This window comes from Chitinophaga sp. YR627, assembly GCF_900114995.1.
Lineage (GTDB): Bacteria > Bacteroidota > Bacteroidia > Chitinophagales > Chitinophagaceae > Chitinophaga.
The window spans coordinates 796,594-816,567 of the sequence record NZ_FOUX01000005.1; the positions used below are offsets into that span (position 1 = coordinate 796,594).

Annotated in this window: 13 protein-coding genes; 8 read left to right on the plus strand and 5 right to left on the minus strand. The window is 46.3% G+C overall.

Features of this window, described 5'->3' with window-relative positions:
- Window positions 1-174: 174 nt before the first annotated feature.
- Both BMZ72_RS28360 and BMZ72_RS28365 read left to right on the plus strand, forming a co-directional pair.
- Window positions 175-3,054 (plus strand): DEAD/DEAH box helicase, encoded by a 2,880-nt coding sequence (locus BMZ72_RS28360; protein ID WP_089813438.1) that lies wholly within the window; start codon window positions 175-177, stop codon window positions 3,052-3,054.
- A gap of 98 nt (window positions 3,055-3,152) precedes the next feature.
- Window positions 3,153-4,265, plus strand: a complete 1,113-nt coding sequence (locus BMZ72_RS28365; protein ID WP_089813440.1) for a glycoside hydrolase family 5 protein — start codon at window positions 3,153-3,155, stop codon at window positions 4,263-4,265.
- A gap of 390 nt (window positions 4,266-4,655) precedes the next feature.
- Here the strand turns inward: BMZ72_RS28365 and secDF are convergent, their stop codons facing one another.
- Window positions 4,656-7,823: a protein translocase subunit SecDF gene (secDF, locus tag BMZ72_RS28370; RefSeq protein ID WP_089813442.1), complete on the minus strand. Its 3,168-nt coding sequence runs from the start codon at window positions 7,821-7,823 to the stop codon at window positions 4,656-4,658.
- Between the two features lie 219 nt (window positions 7,824-8,042).
- On the opposite strand from secDF, the gene BMZ72_RS28375 reads away from it, so the two are divergent.
- The 4 genes from BMZ72_RS28375 to BMZ72_RS28390 all read left to right on the plus strand — a co-directional run bounded on the left by BMZ72_RS28375 (window position 8,043) and on the right by BMZ72_RS28390 (window position 12,109).
- Window positions 8,043-9,257, plus strand: a complete 1,215-nt coding sequence (locus BMZ72_RS28375) for a serine hydrolase (protein ID WP_089813444.1) — start codon at window positions 8,043-8,045, stop codon at window positions 9,255-9,257.
- Window positions 9,258-9,294: 37 nt separating this feature from the next.
- Window positions 9,295-10,011, plus strand: a complete 717-nt coding sequence (locus tag BMZ72_RS28380; protein ID WP_177222957.1) for a DUF4397 domain-containing protein — start codon at window positions 9,295-9,297, stop codon at window positions 10,009-10,011.
- A 248-nt stretch (window positions 10,012-10,259) separates the two neighbouring features.
- The gene (locus tag BMZ72_RS28385; RefSeq protein WP_255373312.1) at window positions 10,260-11,399 is read left to right on the plus strand and encodes a pyridoxal phosphate-dependent aminotransferase; all 1,140 of its coding nucleotides are present in this window, start codon (window positions 10,260-10,262) and stop codon (window positions 11,397-11,399) included.
- Window positions 11,400-11,578: 179 nt separating this feature from the next.
- Window positions 11,579-12,109: a DUF7935 family protein gene (locus BMZ72_RS28390; protein ID WP_089813450.1), complete on the plus strand. Its 531-nt coding sequence runs from the start codon at window positions 11,579-11,581 to the stop codon at window positions 12,107-12,109.
- A 4-nt stretch (window positions 12,110-12,113) separates the two neighbouring features.
- Here the strand turns inward: BMZ72_RS28390 and BMZ72_RS28395 are convergent, their stop codons facing one another.
- Window positions 12,114-13,040, minus strand: a complete 927-nt coding sequence (locus BMZ72_RS28395; RefSeq protein ID WP_089813452.1) for a M23 family metallopeptidase — start codon at window positions 13,038-13,040, stop codon at window positions 12,114-12,116.
- Between the two features lie 114 nt (window positions 13,041-13,154).
- Here BMZ72_RS28395 and BMZ72_RS28400 point away from each other — a divergent pair, with 114 nt between their 5' ends.
- Both BMZ72_RS28400 and BMZ72_RS28405 read left to right on the plus strand, forming a co-directional pair.
- Window positions 13,155-14,708, plus strand: coding sequence for an acyl-CoA mutase large subunit family protein (locus BMZ72_RS28400; RefSeq protein ID WP_089813454.1), 1,554 nt, complete (start codon window positions 13,155-13,157; stop codon window positions 14,706-14,708).
- A 324-nt stretch (window positions 14,709-15,032) separates the two neighbouring features.
- Entirely contained in the window at window positions 15,033-15,671 is a 639-nt protein-coding gene (locus BMZ72_RS28405) for a class I SAM-dependent methyltransferase (RefSeq protein ID WP_255373313.1), read from the plus strand.
- 153 nt (window positions 15,672-15,824) lie between these two features.
- On the opposite strand, the gene BMZ72_RS28410 is transcribed toward BMZ72_RS28405, so the two are convergent.
- From BMZ72_RS28410 to lpdA, 3 genes are all read right to left on the minus strand, one after another.
- Window positions 15,825-16,649 carry a M57 family metalloprotease gene (locus tag BMZ72_RS28410; protein WP_089813458.1) on the minus strand — a complete coding sequence of 275 codons (825 nt, stop codon included), beginning with the start codon at window positions 16,647-16,649 and terminating at the stop codon, window positions 15,825-15,827.
- Window positions 16,650-16,739: 90 nt separating this feature from the next.
- Window positions 16,740-17,573 carry a M57 family metalloprotease gene (locus tag BMZ72_RS28415; RefSeq protein WP_089813460.1) on the minus strand — a complete coding sequence of 278 codons (834 nt, stop codon included), beginning with the start codon at window positions 17,571-17,573 and terminating at the stop codon, window positions 16,740-16,742.
- 930 nt (window positions 17,574-18,503) lie between these two features.
- Entirely contained in the window at window positions 18,504-19,910 is a 1,407-nt protein-coding gene (lpdA, locus tag BMZ72_RS28420) for a dihydrolipoyl dehydrogenase (protein WP_089813462.1), read from the minus strand.
- Window positions 19,911-19,974 lie beyond the last annotated feature (64 nt).

A 19,974-nucleotide genomic window follows, 5' to 3' on the forward strand; every position in this document is an offset into this window, starting at 1 on the left:
CCGAAAGATGTTGAACAAAGAAATAATGATAAAGCGTGTTTGAATTAACACATATACAATACTTTTGAGTCCGAACGATTTTATGTTTGAACTGGATTTTCAGAAGCGAAAATCTGAACAAGATTACTATAGATCAGCAATAAGTAACCCGATTTATTATAACCATTCTATTACATGGGTAAAACCATTACACAAGGCAGTAACAATAAGAATAAAGTAACTCCCGTATTATTGCTGGAGTTACAATCCAATCACCCCGAACCGGTGAAGATCAGTGCAGGAATGTTAAAAGAAGATGCGGCCGGACGTACCTGTCAGCGTGTCCCCCTGAGTGATAAAAAATCATTATCTATCTTCAACACATTACCAGCAGGCGTACAACACCTGCTGCAGCCCTGTACGCAGGAAGCTATGGTCTATAAAGAACTGCAGCTGAAAGAGAAGTTTCGCGACAATCCCGTGAAAGAACTCACCCAGCAGCAGTTTATACAGGAAGGCCTGCAACAATACCTCTATCATACACTACAGCAATTACGGCCACTGACGCCTGTATTGCCCTGGTATACCATGATCACGGACGACAGTATGCTGATGAAACATACACGTCCGGTGACCGTCAGCAACTTCACACCTATCCTCTCCTTCGAACTGAAACGTACGACTACCGGCGCCTTACGCATGGTCGCCATCGTGACGATCAACGGACAGATAGCACCGCTTTCCGGTTTTGAACACTACGGATTTCTGTTGCGCAGAGAAGGTGAATTATTTATCCTCGCTCCTGCTGCTGCGGCTACGCTGGAACAGTTTCCCGCTGGTGTAAAGGAGATCCCTGCTGCAGAAGAAGCCGCGTTTATTCAGGATGAACTGCCTGTCTTAAGTGAACAATACACTGTAGACAAAAGCATCCTGTTACAAAAAGAAGTGATCGATACACCGCCGGAATGCAACATCTGGCTGAGCGAACTGAATAAGGCCTTTCTGGTACTGACGCCGCAATGGCAATACGGTAACTTCTCCATTGAAGACAGCAGCGAACCTGTTGTGCTCAGAGCAGAAGGTGATATCCAGTATGAGATACGCCGGCATATGGACGCGGAAAAAGAAATGATCACCTTCATCCGTAGTCTGCATGCACGTTTTACTCAACAGCGTAACGGGTATTTCTATCTGCCTTTCGCAGATGCAGAGAAAAGCCAGTGGCTGGTGAAATGTTATCGCAAACTGACAGATAAGAACATTGGCGTATATGGAATGGATCAGCTGAAACACTTCCGTTATAACACCAATATCCCTGTAATGGATGTGCGCTGGCACAGTGATGACAAGGACACTTTTGATCTCGAAATAGATATACACTACGGCGATATTCCCGTTGCCCTCACCGATATACAGAAAGCCTTACAACACCGGCAACCACACCTCCTGCTGAAAGACGGGACCATCGGCGTCATTCCTGATGAATGGCTGCATAAACATGATCTGTTGTGGAAACTCGGACAGGTCAATAAAGACAGACTGAAACTATCACGACTGCATTTTACCGTAGCCCAGGAAATGCTGGAAACCAGGGAAACGCCAGTACAGGAAAATACGCTGGAGAAACTGCGCCGCTTACAGGCACACGCCGCCGGACAATTCCCTGTTCCCAGCGCCGTACAGGCCACACTTCGTAATTATCAGCAGGCAGGATTTGAATGGATGTGCCTTCTGGATGCGATGCGCTGGGGTGGATGCCTGGCAGATGATATGGGTCTTGGTAAAACCTTACAGACGATCACCTTTCTGCAACACCTCGCAGAGAAGTATCCGGGTGAGACACACCTTGTCATATGTCCAACCTCACTGATCTATAACTGGGAGGCCGAATTGCAGAAATTTGCACCCGGTCTGCGCTACACAGTGTACCATGGAGGTAACAGACAATATGACGCAGCTGCCTGGAAACAACAGCAACTGATCATCACCAGTTATGGTACCGTGCGCAGTGATGCTGCGATCTTCAACAATCATGTATTCGGTTATGTGGTACTGGATGAAAGTCAGGTGATCAAGAACCCTTCTTCGCAGACCACCAAAGCACTACAGGTACTGCAATGCCGCAACAGACTTATATTGAGCGGTACGCCTATCCAAAATAATACCATGGATCTTTATGCGCAAATGAACTTTGCGAACCCCGGACTGTTAGGTAATCAGGCGTTCTTTAAGTCAGAATTTGCCATGCCAATTGACAAATATGCCGACGCAGAAAAGGCCGGCCGGCTGCGCAGATTAATATATCCCTTCCTGCTGCGACGTACCAAAGAACAAATTGCACAGGATTTGCCGGATAAGACAGAGATCATCATGTGGTGTGAGATGGGCGAAGAACAGCGGAAATCATACAATCGCATACGCGATATGTACAAAGAAAAGCTGCTCAAACAGATCAACGAGGCAGGAATGGCTGCCAGTACGATTTACGTGCTGGAAGGTCTGACCAGGCTACGGCAGATCTGTAATGCGCCCCAACTGGTAGAACAGGAATCACATGTAACCAGTTCTGTCAAACTGGATGAACTGATGCGCGAGATCAGCGAAAACACCGGCGCGCACAAAGTGCTCGTCTTTTCACAGTTCACCGGCATGTTGCAGCTGATTGCGAAGTCCATGGAAAGCGAAGGTCTTCCTTTCCTTTACCTGGATGGTAGTACCAAAGCAGAAAACAGACAGCAACTGGTACAGCAGTTCCAGACAGACGAGAAAGTGCGGGTTTTTCTGATCAGTCTGAAAGCGGGAGGTGTCGGACTGACATTAACCGCCGCTGACTATGTCTACCTGGTAGACCCATGGTGGAACCCGGCCGCAGAGCAACAGGCGATTGACCGTACACACCGTATCGGTCAGCAGAATAAAGTTTTTGCCTACAAAATGATCTGTAAAGACAGTGTAGAAGAAAAAATACTGGCACTCCAGGAAAGGAAAAAGATGATTGCGGATGACCTGATCAGTGAGGATACCGGCTTCGTGAAAAAGCTGACAGAAGACGACGTCGCTTTCCTGTTCAGCTAACAGACTGTTCGGCCACAGACATTGCCTGTTCAATCAAAGACGGTTCATTTCCGGCGAAGAGGTTTGCCCTTATAGACTAATTTTTGAATATTTGCGTCATGTTAAATATCTACAAACTACCTATTATCACATTGATCGTGAGTCTGCTGGCTATTCCCTCGTCAGCGGTGTTTGCCCAGACCCAGAGAATGCCTGAAGGATTTGACATCCATAAGGGAGTGAACATCAGCCACTGGTTGTCCCAGTCTGGTGGCCGCAATGGAGTAGCCCAGAATGAGTATTTCACAGAAAAAGACGTAGCCCTGCTGGCCTCCAAAGGATTTGACCATATCCGTATCCCGGTTGAAGAAGCAGAATTATGGGACTACAAAGAAGAAAAATACAAAGACGCATTCGTCCTGCTGCACAAAGCAATAGGATGGTGTAAACAATACCATATACGGGCGATTGTAGACATGCACATCCTCCGTAGCCATCATTTTGATGGCAAAAAGAACCGCCTCTGGGAAGAATCTGCTTCACAGGAACGTTTCCTGCAATGCTGGAGAGAACTGAGTGGAGAACTGAAAAAGTATCCGACTGACCTGGTAGCTTATGAATTACTGAATGAGCCAGTGGCTGACAGTGCTTCCCAATGGAATGATCTGCTGGCCCGTGGTGTTGGTCTGATCAGGGAACTGGAGCCCAAACGCGTGATCATTGTAGGCAGCAACCGCTATCAGTCTTACGCGACCTTTCCGTTGCTGAAAATACCGGCGAATGACAAAAGGATCATCCTGAGCTTCCATTACTATAATCCGTTCTTCTTTACACATTATAAGGCCAGCTGGACGGCTCATAAGGACTTCAGCGGACCGGTACATTATCCCGGCGCGACAATCTCCCAGAAAGAGATGGCACAGCAACCGGCTACCATCCGCAATATACTGGCTGGTGCCACTGAGGAGTATAATGCCGATGTGATCGAGCAGCAGATCATGACGGCTGTTAAAGTGGCACAGAAACTGAAGTTACCATTGTATTGCGGGGAATTCGGTTGTCTGAGCAGTGTGTACCGTAAAGACCGTTTGCACTGGTATAAAGACGTGAAGAAAGCGCTGGATAAAAACAATATCTCCTGGAGCGTATGGGATTACAAAGGCAGCTTTGGTATTATTCAGGACAATGGTGAAGAAGATGATAAGCTGATCAAGTTGCTGACAAGAGATTAATTAGCATAACTAACCCAAACCCGGTTCCGGGACTATCAGTAAGCTCAGGGCCTGCAGATAGTCCCGGTTCTTTTTGGGCTTATAACCGAGAAGTACTAAAATTCCACGTTACAGCACGTGATTTATGCATCCGTCAGTATCGCTATCCTTTTCTTCACTTTTTTTCTTCCTTAGCTCACTTCATCCCTCTAAACTCTCTTTTTAACCCGATTTTTCGATCAGCATATCTACCTGGTTAACGATACATTTCCCACCAGAAATGTCAGATTTTGGGCTGTAAAGCTGCTTTCTGGTCATTTTAGGATGTCCTTGGGGGGTTAATAGTCCCAAAAGAAAAAGCCCCTCGGTTAAACCGAAGGGCTCTTCATATCAAACATTTTAGTTGAACACTTATTTACTAGCCGGAGCAGCAGCTTCTTTTACAGGAAGTGCTTCGCTTTCGTTAGCCAGCTGGTTGTTCTTATCGAAGTCAACCAAGACTGGAGCTGCTACGAAGATAGATGAGTAAGTACCAGTGATCACACCGATCAGCATCGCGAATGCGAAACCGCGGGTTACTTCACCACCGAAGATGAACAGGATCAGGATGGTCAGGAACACAGTCAGGGAAGTCATTACAGTACGGCTCAATGTATCATTGATCGCTTTGTTGATCACCTGGTCTCTGCTTGCACCCTTCATAGAACCTGTACGGAAGTATTCACGGATACGGTCAAACACGATCACGGTATCGTTCATCGAGAAACCGATCACGGTCAGAATAGCCGCAATGAAGTGCTGGTCAACTTCCAGTGCGAACGGAACGATATCGCGGCAGTAAGAGAATACAGCCAGTGTTACCATCACGTCATGCAACAGGGAGAAGATAGTACCGATAGAGTATTGCCATTTGCTGAAACGCAGCAGGATATACAGGAAGATCACGATCAGGGACAATACAGTTGCTTTAATCGCACCTGCACGTAAGTCATCAGAGATGGTCGGAGATACTGTCTGAGATGCTACGATGAACCTTGGAGAAGCGAAAGCTTCTAAAGTCAGGCCTGGTTCGTAGAATTTCTTCAGTCCGTCGAACATTTTCTGTGTTACTTCTCTGTCTACCGCTTCGCTTTGTTCTTCGATCTTATAGTTGGTAGTGATGCTCAGCTGGTTACTGTTACCGATTGTTTTCACATAAGGCTCAGTACCGAATTCATGCTCGAGTGCATCACGTACATCGTCCGCTTTCATTGGCTGTTCGAAACGGATAGTGTAGTTACGACCACCGTCGAAGTCAACACCGTGACGGAAACCGTGGAAGAAGGAAGATGCACCTAAAGCGATCATTACGAATGATACGATGTAAGCGTATTTTCTTTTACCTACGAAGTCGAAAGCAGCGTGTTTGAATATTTTACGGGAAACCGGTGTAAAGTATTCGAAGTGTCTTTTCTTGTTAGTCCACCAGTCAGTAACGATACGGGAGATCATGATACCACAGAACAGAGACAGCAGCAAGCCGAGGATCTGAGTGGTAGCGAAGCCCAGTACCGGACCAAGACCGAAGTAGAACAGGATGATCGCTGTGAGCAGGGAGGTGATGTGACCATCCAGTACAGGAGCGTAGGAACGTTTGTAACCGTCTTCTACTGCCTGCTGGTAGGTCTTACCGCGGCTCAGTTCATCTTTGATACGTTCAAATATGATTACGTTCGTATCCACAGCCATACCGATGGTGAGTACCAGACCTGCGATACCAGGCATTGTCAGCGTAGCGCCGAGGGAAGCGAGGATACCGAAGGTGAACAGCAGGTTCAGGATCAGGGCGATGTTCGCAACCCAACCAGCTGTATTATAATATACCAGCATCAGTACGAAGATCACAACGAAGGAGATCGCGAAAGATTTAGCACCTGCAGCGATGGATTCAGCACCCAGGGTTGGTCCGACGATCTGTTCCTGAACGATCTTGGCAGGAGCCGGCATTTTACCTGATTTCAGGATGTTTGCCAGGTCATTTGCTTCTTCCAGGGTAAAGCTACCGGAGATAGAAGAACGGCCACCTGCGATCTCACCCTGGATGGATGGAGCAGAGTAAACGATGTTATCCAGTACAACGGCAACGTAGTTCAGGGAAGCAATATTAGAAGGATCAGTAGGAGCCAGTTCGCCGGTCAGTTTTTTCCATTCTTTGGCACCAACCTGGTCCATCGTCATAGAAATTTCAGGGCGGCCGCTCTGGTCATAATCCTGTTTAGCGTCGATCACTCTTTCGCCACTTACACGTGGAGTAGGGTTGATCGGGTTTACTCTGATTGCGTAAACCGGCAGTGGAGCACGCTTGTTTTCTTTATCTTCTGCACCGTATACGAACACCAGATCTTTAGGCAGTACATTTCTCACTGAAGGGATCTCGGTGTAACGTCTGAAGGTTGCAGTATCTGAAGGCAGGATGTGGCCTACGATCGGACCGAAAGCAACACCTTGTCTTGGATCATATCTTGGGAAGAAGATGCTGAAGAAAGGCTCAGCTTTCGCCAGCTCAGCTCTGCGCTCAGCGTCTGATTTCAGGGAATCAGGTTTGCCGGACTTAGCACTGTCTTTACCATCCAGGATAGCAGCAAGGCTACCTGTAGAAGAAGAATCAGCACCAGTTTTTGCTACAGCAGCAGAATCTTTTTTAGTGCTGTCAGCTGCAGCTTTCGGCGCAACACCTACAGCAGCTTTGATAGCTTCGTTCATTGGCTGAATAACACCAGCGATGAACTGCTCATCATTTTTATATACCTCACGGAATTCCAGGTTTGCACTGGCCTGCAGGTATTTTCTAACACGCTCAGGATTGTCAACACCGGCCAGCTCTACAGAGATGATACCTTTGTTTTCATCCAGGCTGATGTTTGGAGAAGCCACACCGAATTTATCGATACGTTTCTGCAATACGAGGTAAGTATTTTTGATAGCTGCACCTGCCTCACGACGGATCACATCTAATACTTTCGCATTTGTTGTATTGAAGTCGATATCTTTCTGATAAGCATTGGCAAAGATGGTAGAAAGACGGCCCTGTGGCTGTACTTCTTCATATGCCTGCCCGAACAATGTTACAAAATCTGACTGACTGGTTTTCTTACGCTGTACTGCAAGTTCCAGGGCTTTGTTGAAAGCCGCGTCACGGGATTGACCGCTTAATGCACGGATCACATCCTCCACACTCACGTCAAGAACGACGTTCATACCACCCTGAAGGTCAAGCCCCAGGTTCAGCTCTTTTTCTTTGGCTTTGTCATAGGTTACGTACCAAGGAAAACCCGCCATTTCTTTGTTGCTGGTGCTATCCAGGATCCTTTGTCTTCTCTCTTTCACCAGTTCAGCCAGTGAATCCGAATAAACAGCCTGCAGCTCTTTATTTCCAGGATACTGCTGCTCCGCAGATGGAAGTGATTTCGTAACGTCACTCTGGGCTTGCGCAGCAACTTTTTTCTCGTAATTACGTACCAGGAACGTAAACGACAAATAATACACAGAGATAAGGATCAATGCACCGGCAAAAAATCTAACCAGTCCTTTAAGTTGCATATTGTTTCGGGTTTATAAAAATTTTTTAAGAGTTGCAAAGATAGAATTTAAATTGATATATTAAAGCCGATCAAAGGTAGAAAAGGAAAAAGGTGGAAATAATTGATATTCAGTTAATAAACCCTTACTTTTTCTTCAAAAAACTATTCTTTAACTATGCTCCGGTGTATTTATCTATGGTTGATGCTACTCTTTGCAGCCTGCAATACTAATAAAAATATGGGAACAAGGCATTATCAATCTCAGGACTCTTTTCTGGATACTCTTTTAGCATCCCATTCCGCACAGCTGGGGCCGATATACCAGCATCCACAGGCATTTGGTTTACAGATCATTTACACAAGAATAGACAGAGACGCTGATAACCAACCGCACTTCACTCATTATTATTATCACACCGATACCAACAGCTACTTCTACCCTGCCTCCACTGTAAAACTACCCGCCACCGCACTCGCACTCGAAAAACTGAACGACCTCGCCATCGCAGGCCTCGATCGGCATACACCTATGTATACCGACAGCCTGGAAGGGATCAGCCCTGCCGTACTGAGCGACAGCTCAGCTGCTGATGGCCGGCCTTCTGTTGAGCAATATATTAAAAAAATACTATTGGTGAGTGATAATGATGCATTTAATCGTTTATATGAGTTTATTGGACAGGAGACCTTTAATAAACGATTGTGGGAGAATGGTTTCCACAATACGCAAATACTGCATCGGGTGGGTGTCAGCGGCATCAGTCCGGAACAGAACCGGCATACCAATGCCATTACCTTCCGCAGGGATGGAAAGGTCCTGTACCACCAACCGGCAGCTTACAGCCAGCTGCAGTTCTCTCCAAGGCATGACAGCATCGGGAAGGCCTATTATAATAAGGACAATCAACTTGTGCATACCCCTATGGATGCCTCTCAGAAGAACAGGCTTCCCCTGGCCGACCTCCATGAAATACTGCGCCGCATAATTTTTCCGGAAGCTGTAACAAAATCCGGACGTTTCCGTTTAAAGGAAGAAGATTACAGTTTTTTATATCATTGCATGTCAGCGCAGCCGGAAGAATCAGCGCATCCCCCCTACGATACCACGGAATTCCACCACAATTATGTGAAATTCCTTTTATTCGGGGGACAGCCACATAACAGACCGGATGCAGACCTGCGAAGTTTTAATAAACCCGGCTGGGCATACGGATTTCTGACTGATGCGGCCTATATTGCGGATTTCACACATCAGGTAGAATTCATGTTGTCAGCCACTGTATATGTTAATAAGGACGGTATTTTAAACGACGAGCATTATCAGTTTGAAGAAACAGGGAAACCATTTTTAAAAGCGTTAGGACAGGTTATATATGAATATGAACTGCAACGTACCAGAAAACATCTTCCGGACCTGTCCAGATTCAGGTCTGATTACACCAGAATCGAATAATCTTTATAAAAACTCAATTGCACTAAAAGATAGCACAATGACAACTAAAAAAATCCGTGTGTGGGCATTACTCGCCCTTGTGACCTTGGTAACAGGTTTAAGCTCCTGTCTGAAGACTGATCCGGTTACTCCTTCAAGACCCCAGGCTGGTGTTTCTATTATTAATGGTATCCTGACCACCGCCAATATGGACTTTTATGACAATTCACAGAAAGTGAATCAGAATCCATTGACCACAGGTTTCCTGTTCGCCGGTTATGTGATCTATGGCGGTCCGCGTACCTTCAGTTTCAAAAAGACCGGTCAGACCGATGATTACGCAAAAGTGGTGAACGTATTCGATTCACTGACCTACAATACCATTATCGCTTACGGTGATTCAACCGCTCCTATCATGAGAGCAGTTGAAGATGACTTCACCACTGCAAAGGAAAACTTCGTAAACTTCCGTTTCTTCCACCTGAGCCCAAATATTCCGGCAGTTGACCTGTACCTCGACAACCAGAAGGTGGACAGCAACCGTGTATATGTTGGCAATGGCGGATTTGACTTCTCTTTCAGACAACCTAAGAACGCTCTGTTCTCTAACAATATCAAAGTAAAACTGGCAGGTACGGATTCTGTATTGGTTGAAAATACTGCTCCTACCCTGAGCTTCTCGGCTAATAAAGTGTACACGATCGTTCTGTCAGGCGACAAGTCATTCACAGATGTGAAGAAACTGCGCGTGAATAACATGTACAGCCTGTATTAATTAATAATTACGTTTATCCACATAGCAGCAGCCGGGGTCAATGTTCAAATTGACCCCGGCTGCTTTTTTAATGCAGTGTATTCCCGTAAACCTGGCTTCTCCATTATAGCTTTCCATTATTTGTGCTATAACACTTGCAAATTTATTGTAGGTTTGTCCCAGTTAACCCTATAAAACTGTTATTGTTTATGATGCAAATGGAACTCGCCGAAAGGCTGTCGAGGATATCCGAGCCTCAAACGATTAAGATGGCTAAATTAAGCCGTGAGCTGAAAGCCCAGGGTATAGACATTGTAGATCTGAGCATAGGAGAACCTGACTTTGATACACCTGCCCACATCAGGGAGGCTGCTAAGAAAGCTATCGACGATGGCTTTACACATTATACACCTGTTGCGGGTATTCCTGACCTGCGCCAGGCGGTTGTGCATAAGCTGAAGCGTGATAACGGACTGGAATACACGCCCGAACAGATCATCGTATCCACAGGCGCGAAACAGAGCATTGCCAACACTGTATTAAGTGTAATCAATCCGGGCGATGAAGTCATTATCCCTACTCCTTACTGGGTGACTTATTCTGAACTGGTAAAACTGTGTCAGGGTGAGGTGGTATTCGTTCCATGCAGCATCGAAAACAAATATAAGATCACACCTGCACAGCTGGAAGCGGCTATCACGCCGAAAACCAAACTGTTCATGTTCTCCTCTCCCTGCAACCCTACCGGTTCAGTGTACAGTAAAGAAGAACTGAAAGCACTGGCAGACGTATTCGCAAAACATCCACAGATCTACATCATGGCGGATGAGATCTATGAATATATCAACTATGTTGGTAAGCATGAAAGCATCGCCCAGTTTGAAGGCATGCAGGAACGCACCATCATTATCAACGGTCTGAGTAAAGGTTTTGCTATGACCGGATGGCGTCTTGGTTATCTGGCAGCTCCTAAAGCAGTAGCAAAAGCAGCTGAAAATATCCAGAGCCAGTTCACATCTGCCACCAGCTCTATTACCCAGAAAGCCGGCGTAGCCGCACTGACAGGTGATCTGAGCACTGCGCACGCCATGCTGGAAGAATTCAGAAAAAGACGTGCCTTTGTATTTGAACAACTGAGCAGCACACCGGGTCTGCAACTGATCGAACCGGATGGCGCTTTCTATATGTTCCCGGATGTAAGCGCCTTCTTCGGTAAGTCTTACGAAGGAAACGTTATCAGTAATGCAGACGATATGTGTATGTACCTGCTGCACAAAGTGCACGTATCTACCGTAACCGGCGCTGCATTTGAACAGCCGAACTGTATCCGCCTCTCCTACGCGACTTCCATGGCAAAACTGGAAGAAGGTATGAAGCGCCTGAAAGCAGGATTAGCGCAACTCAGCTAATGCTGCCGGTATATAACTATAGTCAGGCTATACTTATCTTATGTTAGTGCTCCCTTTATAAACGAAGCATCAACGTAAGATAAGTATAGCCTGACTCTTTTTTTGCCCACTACTATTTTAGATGCACCTTTGCATATTAATTCATTTTCATATATTTGCGTCAGTAATAATCAATCCGAATGGACTTCTCAAATCGTACCTTACTCTTTATTCTGCTGGCGGCCGGCGCTATTTACATCGCGTATACCATGGTAAAAGACACCATCCGTAAACCAAAAGACGCCACACCTGCCCCCGATGCTGCGGCACAGACGCCTGTTGACAAAAGCATCCGGCCCTTACAACTGGCGGCTTACGAGCGCCTCGTGTTGCTGGTAGAACGTATCAATCTGCAAAACATGATCAGCCGCATTTTTCAGCCGGGCTTAACCGCTGTAGATATGCAGGTAGGACTCATACAGACCATTAAAGCAGAATTTGAACATAATATAGCGCAGCAGATCTACGTATCTCCTACAGCCTGGGAAGCTGTAAAAACGCTGAAAGAACAGACCATCACCATCGTTAACCAGGTAGCCAGTCAACTGCCTCCGGACGCGACCGCGATGGATCTGAACAAACAAATATTAGAAGTATTCTTACAGGCGGAAACATCTCCTTCCGAACTGACCTCACAGATATTAAATGCAGAAGCTAAACGGTTATTTTAACCGTTTACTTCTGTACCATTTCCACCCGTTGTGGCCGGATCACCTCATACAGCAGATATCCTCTGCCATTGAAATGAATATATCTTGGCGGAGAACGGAACCAGGGCTCCCCCGGTACCTTCACATGCGCCTGTATATGCAGGTGCGGCTCTGAACTGAACCCCGAATTCCCCACACATCCCAAAGGGTCTCCCTGTTTTACAATATCCCCTTCTTTTACGACCACACTTCCCTGCTTCAGATGCGCCAGGAACACGTAGCTATTTGCTGTTTCGATCAGCACCTGATTGGTATTGTGCGGACCTCTGGCCATATTTGGCGGGATATTGTCCGGGTCATCTCCCACCGCTTTTGCGATACGGCCGTCACACGGACTGTATAAGGTATCGCCGAATATTTCATAATCCTCCAGCTTCGGACTGAAGATCTTATTCGCCCTGCTGCCATCCGGTTTTAATTTCACAATATCCATGGCGTAGATCGCGCCACGCAGACTAAAATGAAACAGGTTTGTTGGCAGACCTTTCCCTCCCTGTAAGACAAAATAACGCCCTGTCTTCAGCGGAAATGCCAGATCGATCGCTCTTGCCTTCCCGGTCGTACCGGTAAAATAAAGGATGGATAAGGTGATAAAAAGGGCAGAAAAGAACACATTGCCAACATATCGCCATGTACGGGGGGCCGGTTTGTTTTTCTTTTTGCGGAAAAGCACCCCCAGCAGGGTTAACAATAAACAGATACCAAAACCCCATTTGGCATCCACAGTAAGGTAAATCCAGGTTCCATAGAGATAAATAAATACACCGAGGGATAAACCTAAGAGCAGCACTGACCAGCTATGCTGCAGCCCCCTTCCGGAGGCCCTGAAAACAAAGAAGATACTGAGCAAGGCCAGGGCAAATGTGAGTAATAACAATACGTAAATAAACATAGCTTATCAGAAAAAACTTTTTGCAAATTATCAATAATTTGAGCTCAACGGCAATAACGTAATAATTATGTAACATTGCTCTTACTACTACATTTATTCCACGAAAAACACATTATGGAAAATATCATCAAAACAGATGCCGGTATCCCAATTGCATCAGTATATACGGAAACTGTACCCATGCAGGAGTTGCCCGGCGAATTCCCATTTACAAGAGGCGTTCATGCTTCTATGTACAGGGATAAACTGTGGACGATGCGGCAGTATGCAGGTTTTAGCACGGCAGAAGCTTCCAACGAACGTTACCACTATCTCCTGCAACAGGGCGTAATGGGCCTCAGCGTGGCGTTTGATCTGCCTACCCAGATCGGCTATGACTCCGACCACCCCATGTCAGAGGGGGAAGTCGGTAAAGTAGGTGTCGCCATCGACAGTATCGAGGATATGGAGCGCCTCTTCAAAGGCATCAAACTGGAGGAGATCTCCACCTCCATGACCATCAACGCTACCGGATTTATACTACTCGCTTTATATATCGCACTGGCCAAAAGACAGGGCGCCGATCTGAAAAAACTGTCCGGCACTATCCAGAATGATATTCTCAAGGAATATGCTGCGCGTGGCACCTTTATCTATCCGCCCAAACCTTCCATGCGGCTGATCACCGATATCTTTGATTACTGCAGCCGGGAAGTGCCTAAATGGAACACGATCTCCATCTCCGGTTATCATATCCGCGAAGCGGGCGCCAATGCCGTACAGGAACTGGCCTTTACCCTTGCCAACGGAAAAGCCTACTTACAGGCAGCGCTGGACCGCGGACTGGACATCAATGTATTTGCACGCCGTCTTTCTTTCTTCTTCAATGCACACAACCACCTGTTTGAGGAAGTAGCTAAATTCCGTGCTGCCAGAAGGATGTGGGCGCATATCACCAAAGGGATGGGTGCTACAGATCCCAAAGCACAGATGCTGCGTTTTCATACACAGACCGGCGGTAGTACGCTTACCGCACAACAACCACACAACAATATCGTACGGGTGACTGTACAGACGCTCGCAGCCACTTTGGGCGGCACACAATCGCTGCATACCAATGGCTATGATGAAGCCCTGTCTCTGCCAACAGAAGCAGCGGCGCGTATTGCATTACGTACACAACAGATCGTAGGATATGAGAGTGGTATTGCCGATACAGTGGATCCGCTGGCAGGTTCCTTCTATGTGGAAGCACTGACCAATGAAGTGGAATCCAGGGCCTGGGAACTGATAGAAAGGATCGATGTGATGGGCGGTGCTGTAGCTGCTATCGAACAGGGATTCATGCAGGACGAGATTGCACGTAGTGCGTACCGTTATCAACAGGAAATTGAGTCAGGAGAAAAAGTGATCGTTGGTGTGAATAAGTTCGCCGTCAAAGAAAGTACAACAGAAGAAGTATTCCGTATCGATGATAGTATCAGACAGGTACAGACAGATCGCCTGCAGGCCTTACGGGCCAAAAGGGACAATGCGGCAGTAGCAGCCCTGTTGCAACGACTGGAAACAGCGGCACATACTACAGAAAACCTGATGCCGATCGTAGTGGAAGCAGTCGAACAGTATTGCACACTCGGAGAGATCGCAGATACCCTGAGAAAGGTATGGGGAGAGCATAAGGGCATATAGTGCGCTAATTATCAATTCATTCTCAATTGTCATCCGTAATTCGTAATTGTATTGTATTTTCGGGCCATGTCTTCGATTTATTATAAAGCCTGTCCGATATGCGGATCAGGCAATATACACAAAGTACTTGCGGCCAAAGATCATACAGTATCGGGCGAAACATTTGACATTTTTCATTGCGGACATTGCAGCGGACGTTTTACGCAGCATGTACCGGGCAGTGCAGAGATTGGCCGTTATTATCAATCACAGGAATACATTTCACATTCCGAGACTAAAAAGGGCTTAATCAATCGTTTATATCACAGCGTGAGGAAAATCACCATGCGCTCCAAGCAAAACTGGGTAAAGGCTGCCACCGGTCTGAAACAGGGTTCTTTGCTGGATATTGGCTGTGGCACAGGTGCTTTCCTCCACTATATGAAACAGTTAAACTGGGACGTAACAGGACTTGAACCGGATGATACGGCAAGGAGTAATGCAAAGACACTCTATGGTATCGAACCGCTGCCATCTTCAGAACTGTTCCATCTCCCGGCACAACAATATGATGCGATCACCATGTGGCATGTACTGGAACATGTACATTCACTGCATGACTATCTGCGACAGATCAGAACATTACTGAAACCGGAAGGTGCGCTGATCATTGCTGTGCCTAACTACACCTCTCCTGATGCAGAGCATTACAAAGAGTTGTGGGCAGCCTATGATGTACCACGTCACCTGTATCACTTCTCTCCTTCTTCTATGGAAGAGTTGCTGAAACAACACAAGATCAGGATCGTACGGAAACATCCGATGGTGTTTGACGGATTTTATGTGAGTCTGCTGAGCGAGAAATACAAAACAGGTGGAAATGGCCTGATCAAGGGCTTCTGGAACGGATTCAGGTCTTACAGAAAAGGACTGAAAAATGTAGACAGATGCAGCTCTGTAGTCTACGAATGTAAGGCAGATTAAAGACAGACATGCTCACTCAAAATAGAAAGCAGCGATAATAACGTAGTGTTATTATCGCTGCTTTTTTTCTTTAGGGACGATAGCCATAACAGGGATGCTGTCAGCGGGCTATCGTCATTTGCTCATGCATCAGCTAATAAGGGATCTTATTAATTAATACAAATAGGTGAGTGCGATAACGTCGTTTGCGTTAAAGGTGCGGTTACCACCGTTCGAGCAGGCCAGCATCCATGAATTCGGATCAGCGCCTGATGGTGTACCTGGAATCTGGATAGCGCCCACACCGGTTGTTACCTGTCCTTCGTTCACGTTTTGTCCGCAGCTGGAACGGGTTGCATAGTCTGTATGGCGGAAGCCGATACAGTGGCCGATCTCATGCTGGATAACAGAACCGATGTACAGTACATTCGGATTGGCGCCATACGCCTGTGGATGGGTGTTCATCAGGATACTGTTGTACGGATTGCCGGCAGCAGTCGGGAAACCGGCAGATCCCAGTGTGATGAATCCACCACTTGGACCCTGATAGAAGCCCTGGATAGTGATGTCAGCCGTACCGCTGGTAATGCGGGAGAAGGTCAGACTCAGGCCCTGGGCATTATAACGGGCGATAGCAGTATCTGTACCCCTGATGTAAGGAGTATCCAGTCCGGTTACCAATACGGTGATATTACGTGTACCAGATACAGACACGACGTTGGTCGTGCGATACTGTTCGTCACCCGCAATCCGTAAGAAAGGACTGTTGATTTTGGTGTTCAGGTTTTCTTCAGTCAGTACGATATCATTTTCTACCAGATATCCGCCAGCTACTTTTCTGACATTGTCAGTACCAAAACCGAGTGCATAGATCTTTGCTTTGGTTTCATCAGAGATTTCGCTGTCAGCAGTTGTTGACTTTACTGCTTCTTTTCTACAGGAAGTGATAAGGGCGCCGGCAAAAAGGCAACATAGGGCAAATAATACGTGCTTACGCATGTGTGTTTGATTTTGGGTTACAGATAGTGCTCATGCAAAACCGGCGACTGACAGAGAATGCCGCCGGTAGTTGCTTATTTACTCAGACGATTAATACAGATAGTTCAGTGCTACGATATCATTTGCGTTGAAGGTGCGGTTGCCGCCATTAGAACAGGCCAGCATCCAGGAGTTAGCGCTGTTACCGCTTGGTGTACCCGGGATCAGGATAGCACCGATACCTGCTGAACCTTCGTTGGTAGCAGTACCACCACAGCTGAGCGCACGGTTGAAGTAGTCAGTATGACGGAAGCCGATACAGTGACCGATCTCGTGCTGAATAACAGAACCTACATACAGCACATTCGGATTGCTGCCGTATGCTGCGGAGTTGGTATTCATGAGAATAGAGTTGTACGGATTACCGGAGCTGGTTGGGAAGCCGGAAGAACCGAGCGTGATAAAGCCACCACTTGGACCCTGGTTAAAGCCGGAGATCGTGATGTTGGCTGTACCGCTGGTAATACGTCTGAAAGTCAGTGTAAGACCCAGTCTGTTGTAACGTGCAATAGCGGTATCCGTACCGGCGACGAAAGCGCTACCGAGGCTGGATGCAACTCTTACAGTTATTTGACGCGGGAGGCCGGTCACCACGTAATTGGTGCGGTATTGCTCTTCTTTGGCAGTGGTCAGAAAAGGACTGTTTGCTTTGGTGTTCAGGTCTGCATCACTCAACAGGATATCTCCTTCCACGAGATATTTACCATCGAATTTGCGGACGTCAGCAGTGCTGAAACCGAGTGCACTGATCTTATCCAATGTGGCTTGTGATACACCGGCCTGATTAACCGATGCAGCCGGAGTGGTATCCTTTTTACAGGAAACAATGCAGATAGCAGCTCCTGCCAGCAGGCATGCGAGTGCTGTTAATGTGTGTTTGCTCATACATTTTAAGATTTGGGTTCTGATAAAATGAAGATATTATTAGCTGATCAGCTGATGACAGATGTTGTGGTACCTGCGTCTGCAATGGGCATAGCTGTATAACAGCTCGTGGCAGACTGCACCCTTTTTACCCGCCGTTACAGCAGGCAAACGCAGCGAGTTATTCCGTTGGAATAATTACATTGTTCATCAGTAGATATAGCTAACCTGACAGATAATTACTTAACTCATGCTTTGGTTTTTTGTCATTGCAAGACACGCAGATACTAGCGGTTTATCGCGTCATTGCCGGATTTTCAATTAATAAATAATTCTGGTTAACTCCGGGTGTTCCGGAAGTAGATTTTCTGGTGACTTAGTGCTCGTTTGTTTAGATTTCAGTTGCTCGACGTTCAATATTACAACATTCCATGATTCTCAGAAAAAAAAAGTCGGGGGTTAAAAAAAGAACAGAGAATGACGCAGAGAGGGGCTTGGAGGTTTATGCAAAATGAGGTGAATAAAGGCGAAATGAGAGATAGGATGGACAAATTGTTATCAGAGCTTTAAGTTTATTAGTTATTTATTGGGTTGGTGAGTTGAAGGCAGGGGGATACGCTGCGGTTTCAGATGGTGTCGCGGACTGGTGCCCGTTAAGTACATGATTGAGCGTTGGTAATGGGCTATGGGTTGGGGGCTTGGGTGCGCTTTAGCTGTGTGCAGGGGACGGGCTAAGGTCCGCTTTACCATCTGAAAGCCTGCTCTTTATTCCTGCGTTTCTTTGGGTTTAGGTGTTGTTGAGTTATAGGATGTATATGTATAGCATGCACTTTGAAACGTAATTGTTAATTGTTAATTCTTGATTGTTGATTCTTGATTGTTGATTGAAAAAGAAAGAGCGTACCTCATGGCACGCTCTTTCTTTCTATAAACTTATTTCAATACTGCAGATTACAGGTGGATCGCTTCGCCGTAAGCCACTTCTATCGCGTCTTTTACAGATTCGCTCATAGTTGGGTGCGGGTGAATTGAATCCAGTACTTCCTGGTAAGTAGTTTCCAGTTTACGTGCAGTTACTGTCTGCGCGATGATCTCTGTAACGTTCGCACCGATCATGTGGGTACCTAACCACTCGCCGTATTTAGCGTCGAAGATCACTTTTACGAAACCTTCAGTAGCACCTGCAGCAGTTGCTTTACCGGAAGCAGAGAATGGGAATTTACCTACTTTCACTTCGTAACCAGCTTCTTTTGCTGCTTTCTCAGTGTAACCTACAGAAGCGATTTCAGGTGCACAATAAGTACAGCCAGGAATGTTCATGTAGTCGATAGGCTCAGGTTTGTGCGCATATTTCTTCTCTCCGTAAGCAATTGCTTCTACGCAAATGATACCTTCTTTAGAAGCAACGTGTGCGAGTGCCTGACCAGGAACCATGTCACCGATAGCGAAAACGCCAGGAACATTTGTCTGGTAGTATTTATCTACAGTTACTCTGCCTTTGTCAGTTTTGATACCCAGTGCTTCAAGGCCCAGGTTTTCGATATTAGCAGCGATACCTACAGCGCTCAGTACAACGTCAGCTTCCAGGAATACTTCACCGGTTGCAGTTTTTACTTTCGCTTTCACGCCTTCACCGTTTGCTTCAACAGCTTCAACGGATGCATTGGTCATGATTTCGATACCTTTCTTCTTGTAGATCTTCTCCAGTTCTTTAGAGATATCCTCATCTTCAACCGGAACGATACGCGGCATGAACTCAACGATGGTTACTTTAGTACCCAGGGTTGCGTAGAAATAAGCGAATTCAACGCCGATTGCGCCAGAACCTACAACGATCATGGATTTAGGCTGTTTTGGCAGTACCATTGCTTCACGGTAGCCAATTACCATTTTACCGTCTATTTTCAGGTTAGGCAGTTCGCGGGCACGAGCACCGGTTGCCAGGATAATGTATTTCGCATCATGTACAGAAGCCTTACCATCCTTATCAGTTACTTCTACCTGCGTTTTGGATTTCAGCTTACCGTTACCTACCAGTACGTCGATCTTGTTTTTCTTCATCAGGAACTGAACGCCCTTACTCATCTTATCAGCCACACCACGACTACGTTTAATTACGGCATCAAAGTCAGCAGTACTTTCGCCTGCGTTAATTCCATAATTTTTGGCGTGCTGTATATATTCCATCACCTGTGCGGACTTCAATAATGCTTTAGTGGGAATACAGCCCCAGTTCAAACAAATACCGCCCAGGCTCTCTCTTTCAACGATTGCCGTCTTAAATCCCAGCTGAGAAGCACGGATAGCAGCCACATATCCACCAGGGCCACTACCAATTACGATTACGTCGTATGCCATATTGCTTAATTTTAATTTAAACTTGCCAAAGGTAACAATAAAATGGAAAAAGCCCGGCCAAAAA

Excerpts from the sequence above, each read along its gene's own strand:
- BMZ72_RS28360 (WP_089813438.1), top strand. The coding sequence starts at position 175 with ATGGGTAAAACCATTACACAAGGCAGTAACAATAAGAATAAAGTAACT.
- BMZ72_RS28365 (WP_089813440.1), top strand. The coding sequence starts at position 3,153 with ATGTTAAATATCTACAAACTACCTATTATCACATTGATCGTGAGTCTG.
- secDF (WP_089813442.1), bottom strand. The coding sequence starts at position 7,823 with ATGCAACTTAAAGGACTGGTTAGATTTTTTGCCGGTGCATTGATCCTT.
- BMZ72_RS28375 (WP_089813444.1), top strand. The coding sequence starts at position 8,043 with ATGGGAACAAGGCATTATCAATCTCAGGACTCTTTTCTGGATACTCTT.
- BMZ72_RS28380 (WP_177222957.1), top strand. The coding sequence starts at position 9,295 with ATGACAACTAAAAAAATCCGTGTGTGGGCATTACTCGCCCTTGTGACC.
- BMZ72_RS28385 (WP_255373312.1), top strand. The coding sequence starts at position 10,260 with ATGGCTAAATTAAGCCGTGAGCTGAAAGCCCAGGGTATAGACATTGTA.
- BMZ72_RS28390 (WP_089813450.1), top strand. The coding sequence starts at position 11,579 with ATGGACTTCTCAAATCGTACCTTACTCTTTATTCTGCTGGCGGCCGGC.
- BMZ72_RS28395 (WP_089813452.1), bottom strand. The coding sequence starts at position 13,040 with ATGTTTATTTACGTATTGTTATTACTCACATTTGCCCTGGCCTTGCTC.
- BMZ72_RS28400 (WP_089813454.1), top strand. The coding sequence starts at position 13,155 with ATGGAAAATATCATCAAAACAGATGCCGGTATCCCAATTGCATCAGTA.
- BMZ72_RS28405 (WP_255373313.1), top strand. The coding sequence starts at position 15,033 with ATGCGCTCCAAGCAAAACTGGGTAAAGGCTGCCACCGGTCTGAAACAG.
- BMZ72_RS28410 (WP_089813458.1), bottom strand. The coding sequence starts at position 16,649 with ATGCGTAAGCACGTATTATTTGCCCTATGTTGCCTTTTTGCCGGCGCC.
- BMZ72_RS28415 (WP_089813460.1), bottom strand. The coding sequence starts at position 17,573 with ATGAGCAAACACACATTAACAGCACTCGCATGCCTGCTGGCAGGAGCT.
- lpdA (WP_089813462.1), bottom strand. The coding sequence starts at position 19,910 with ATGGCATACGACGTAATCGTAATTGGTAGTGGCCCTGGTGGATATGTG.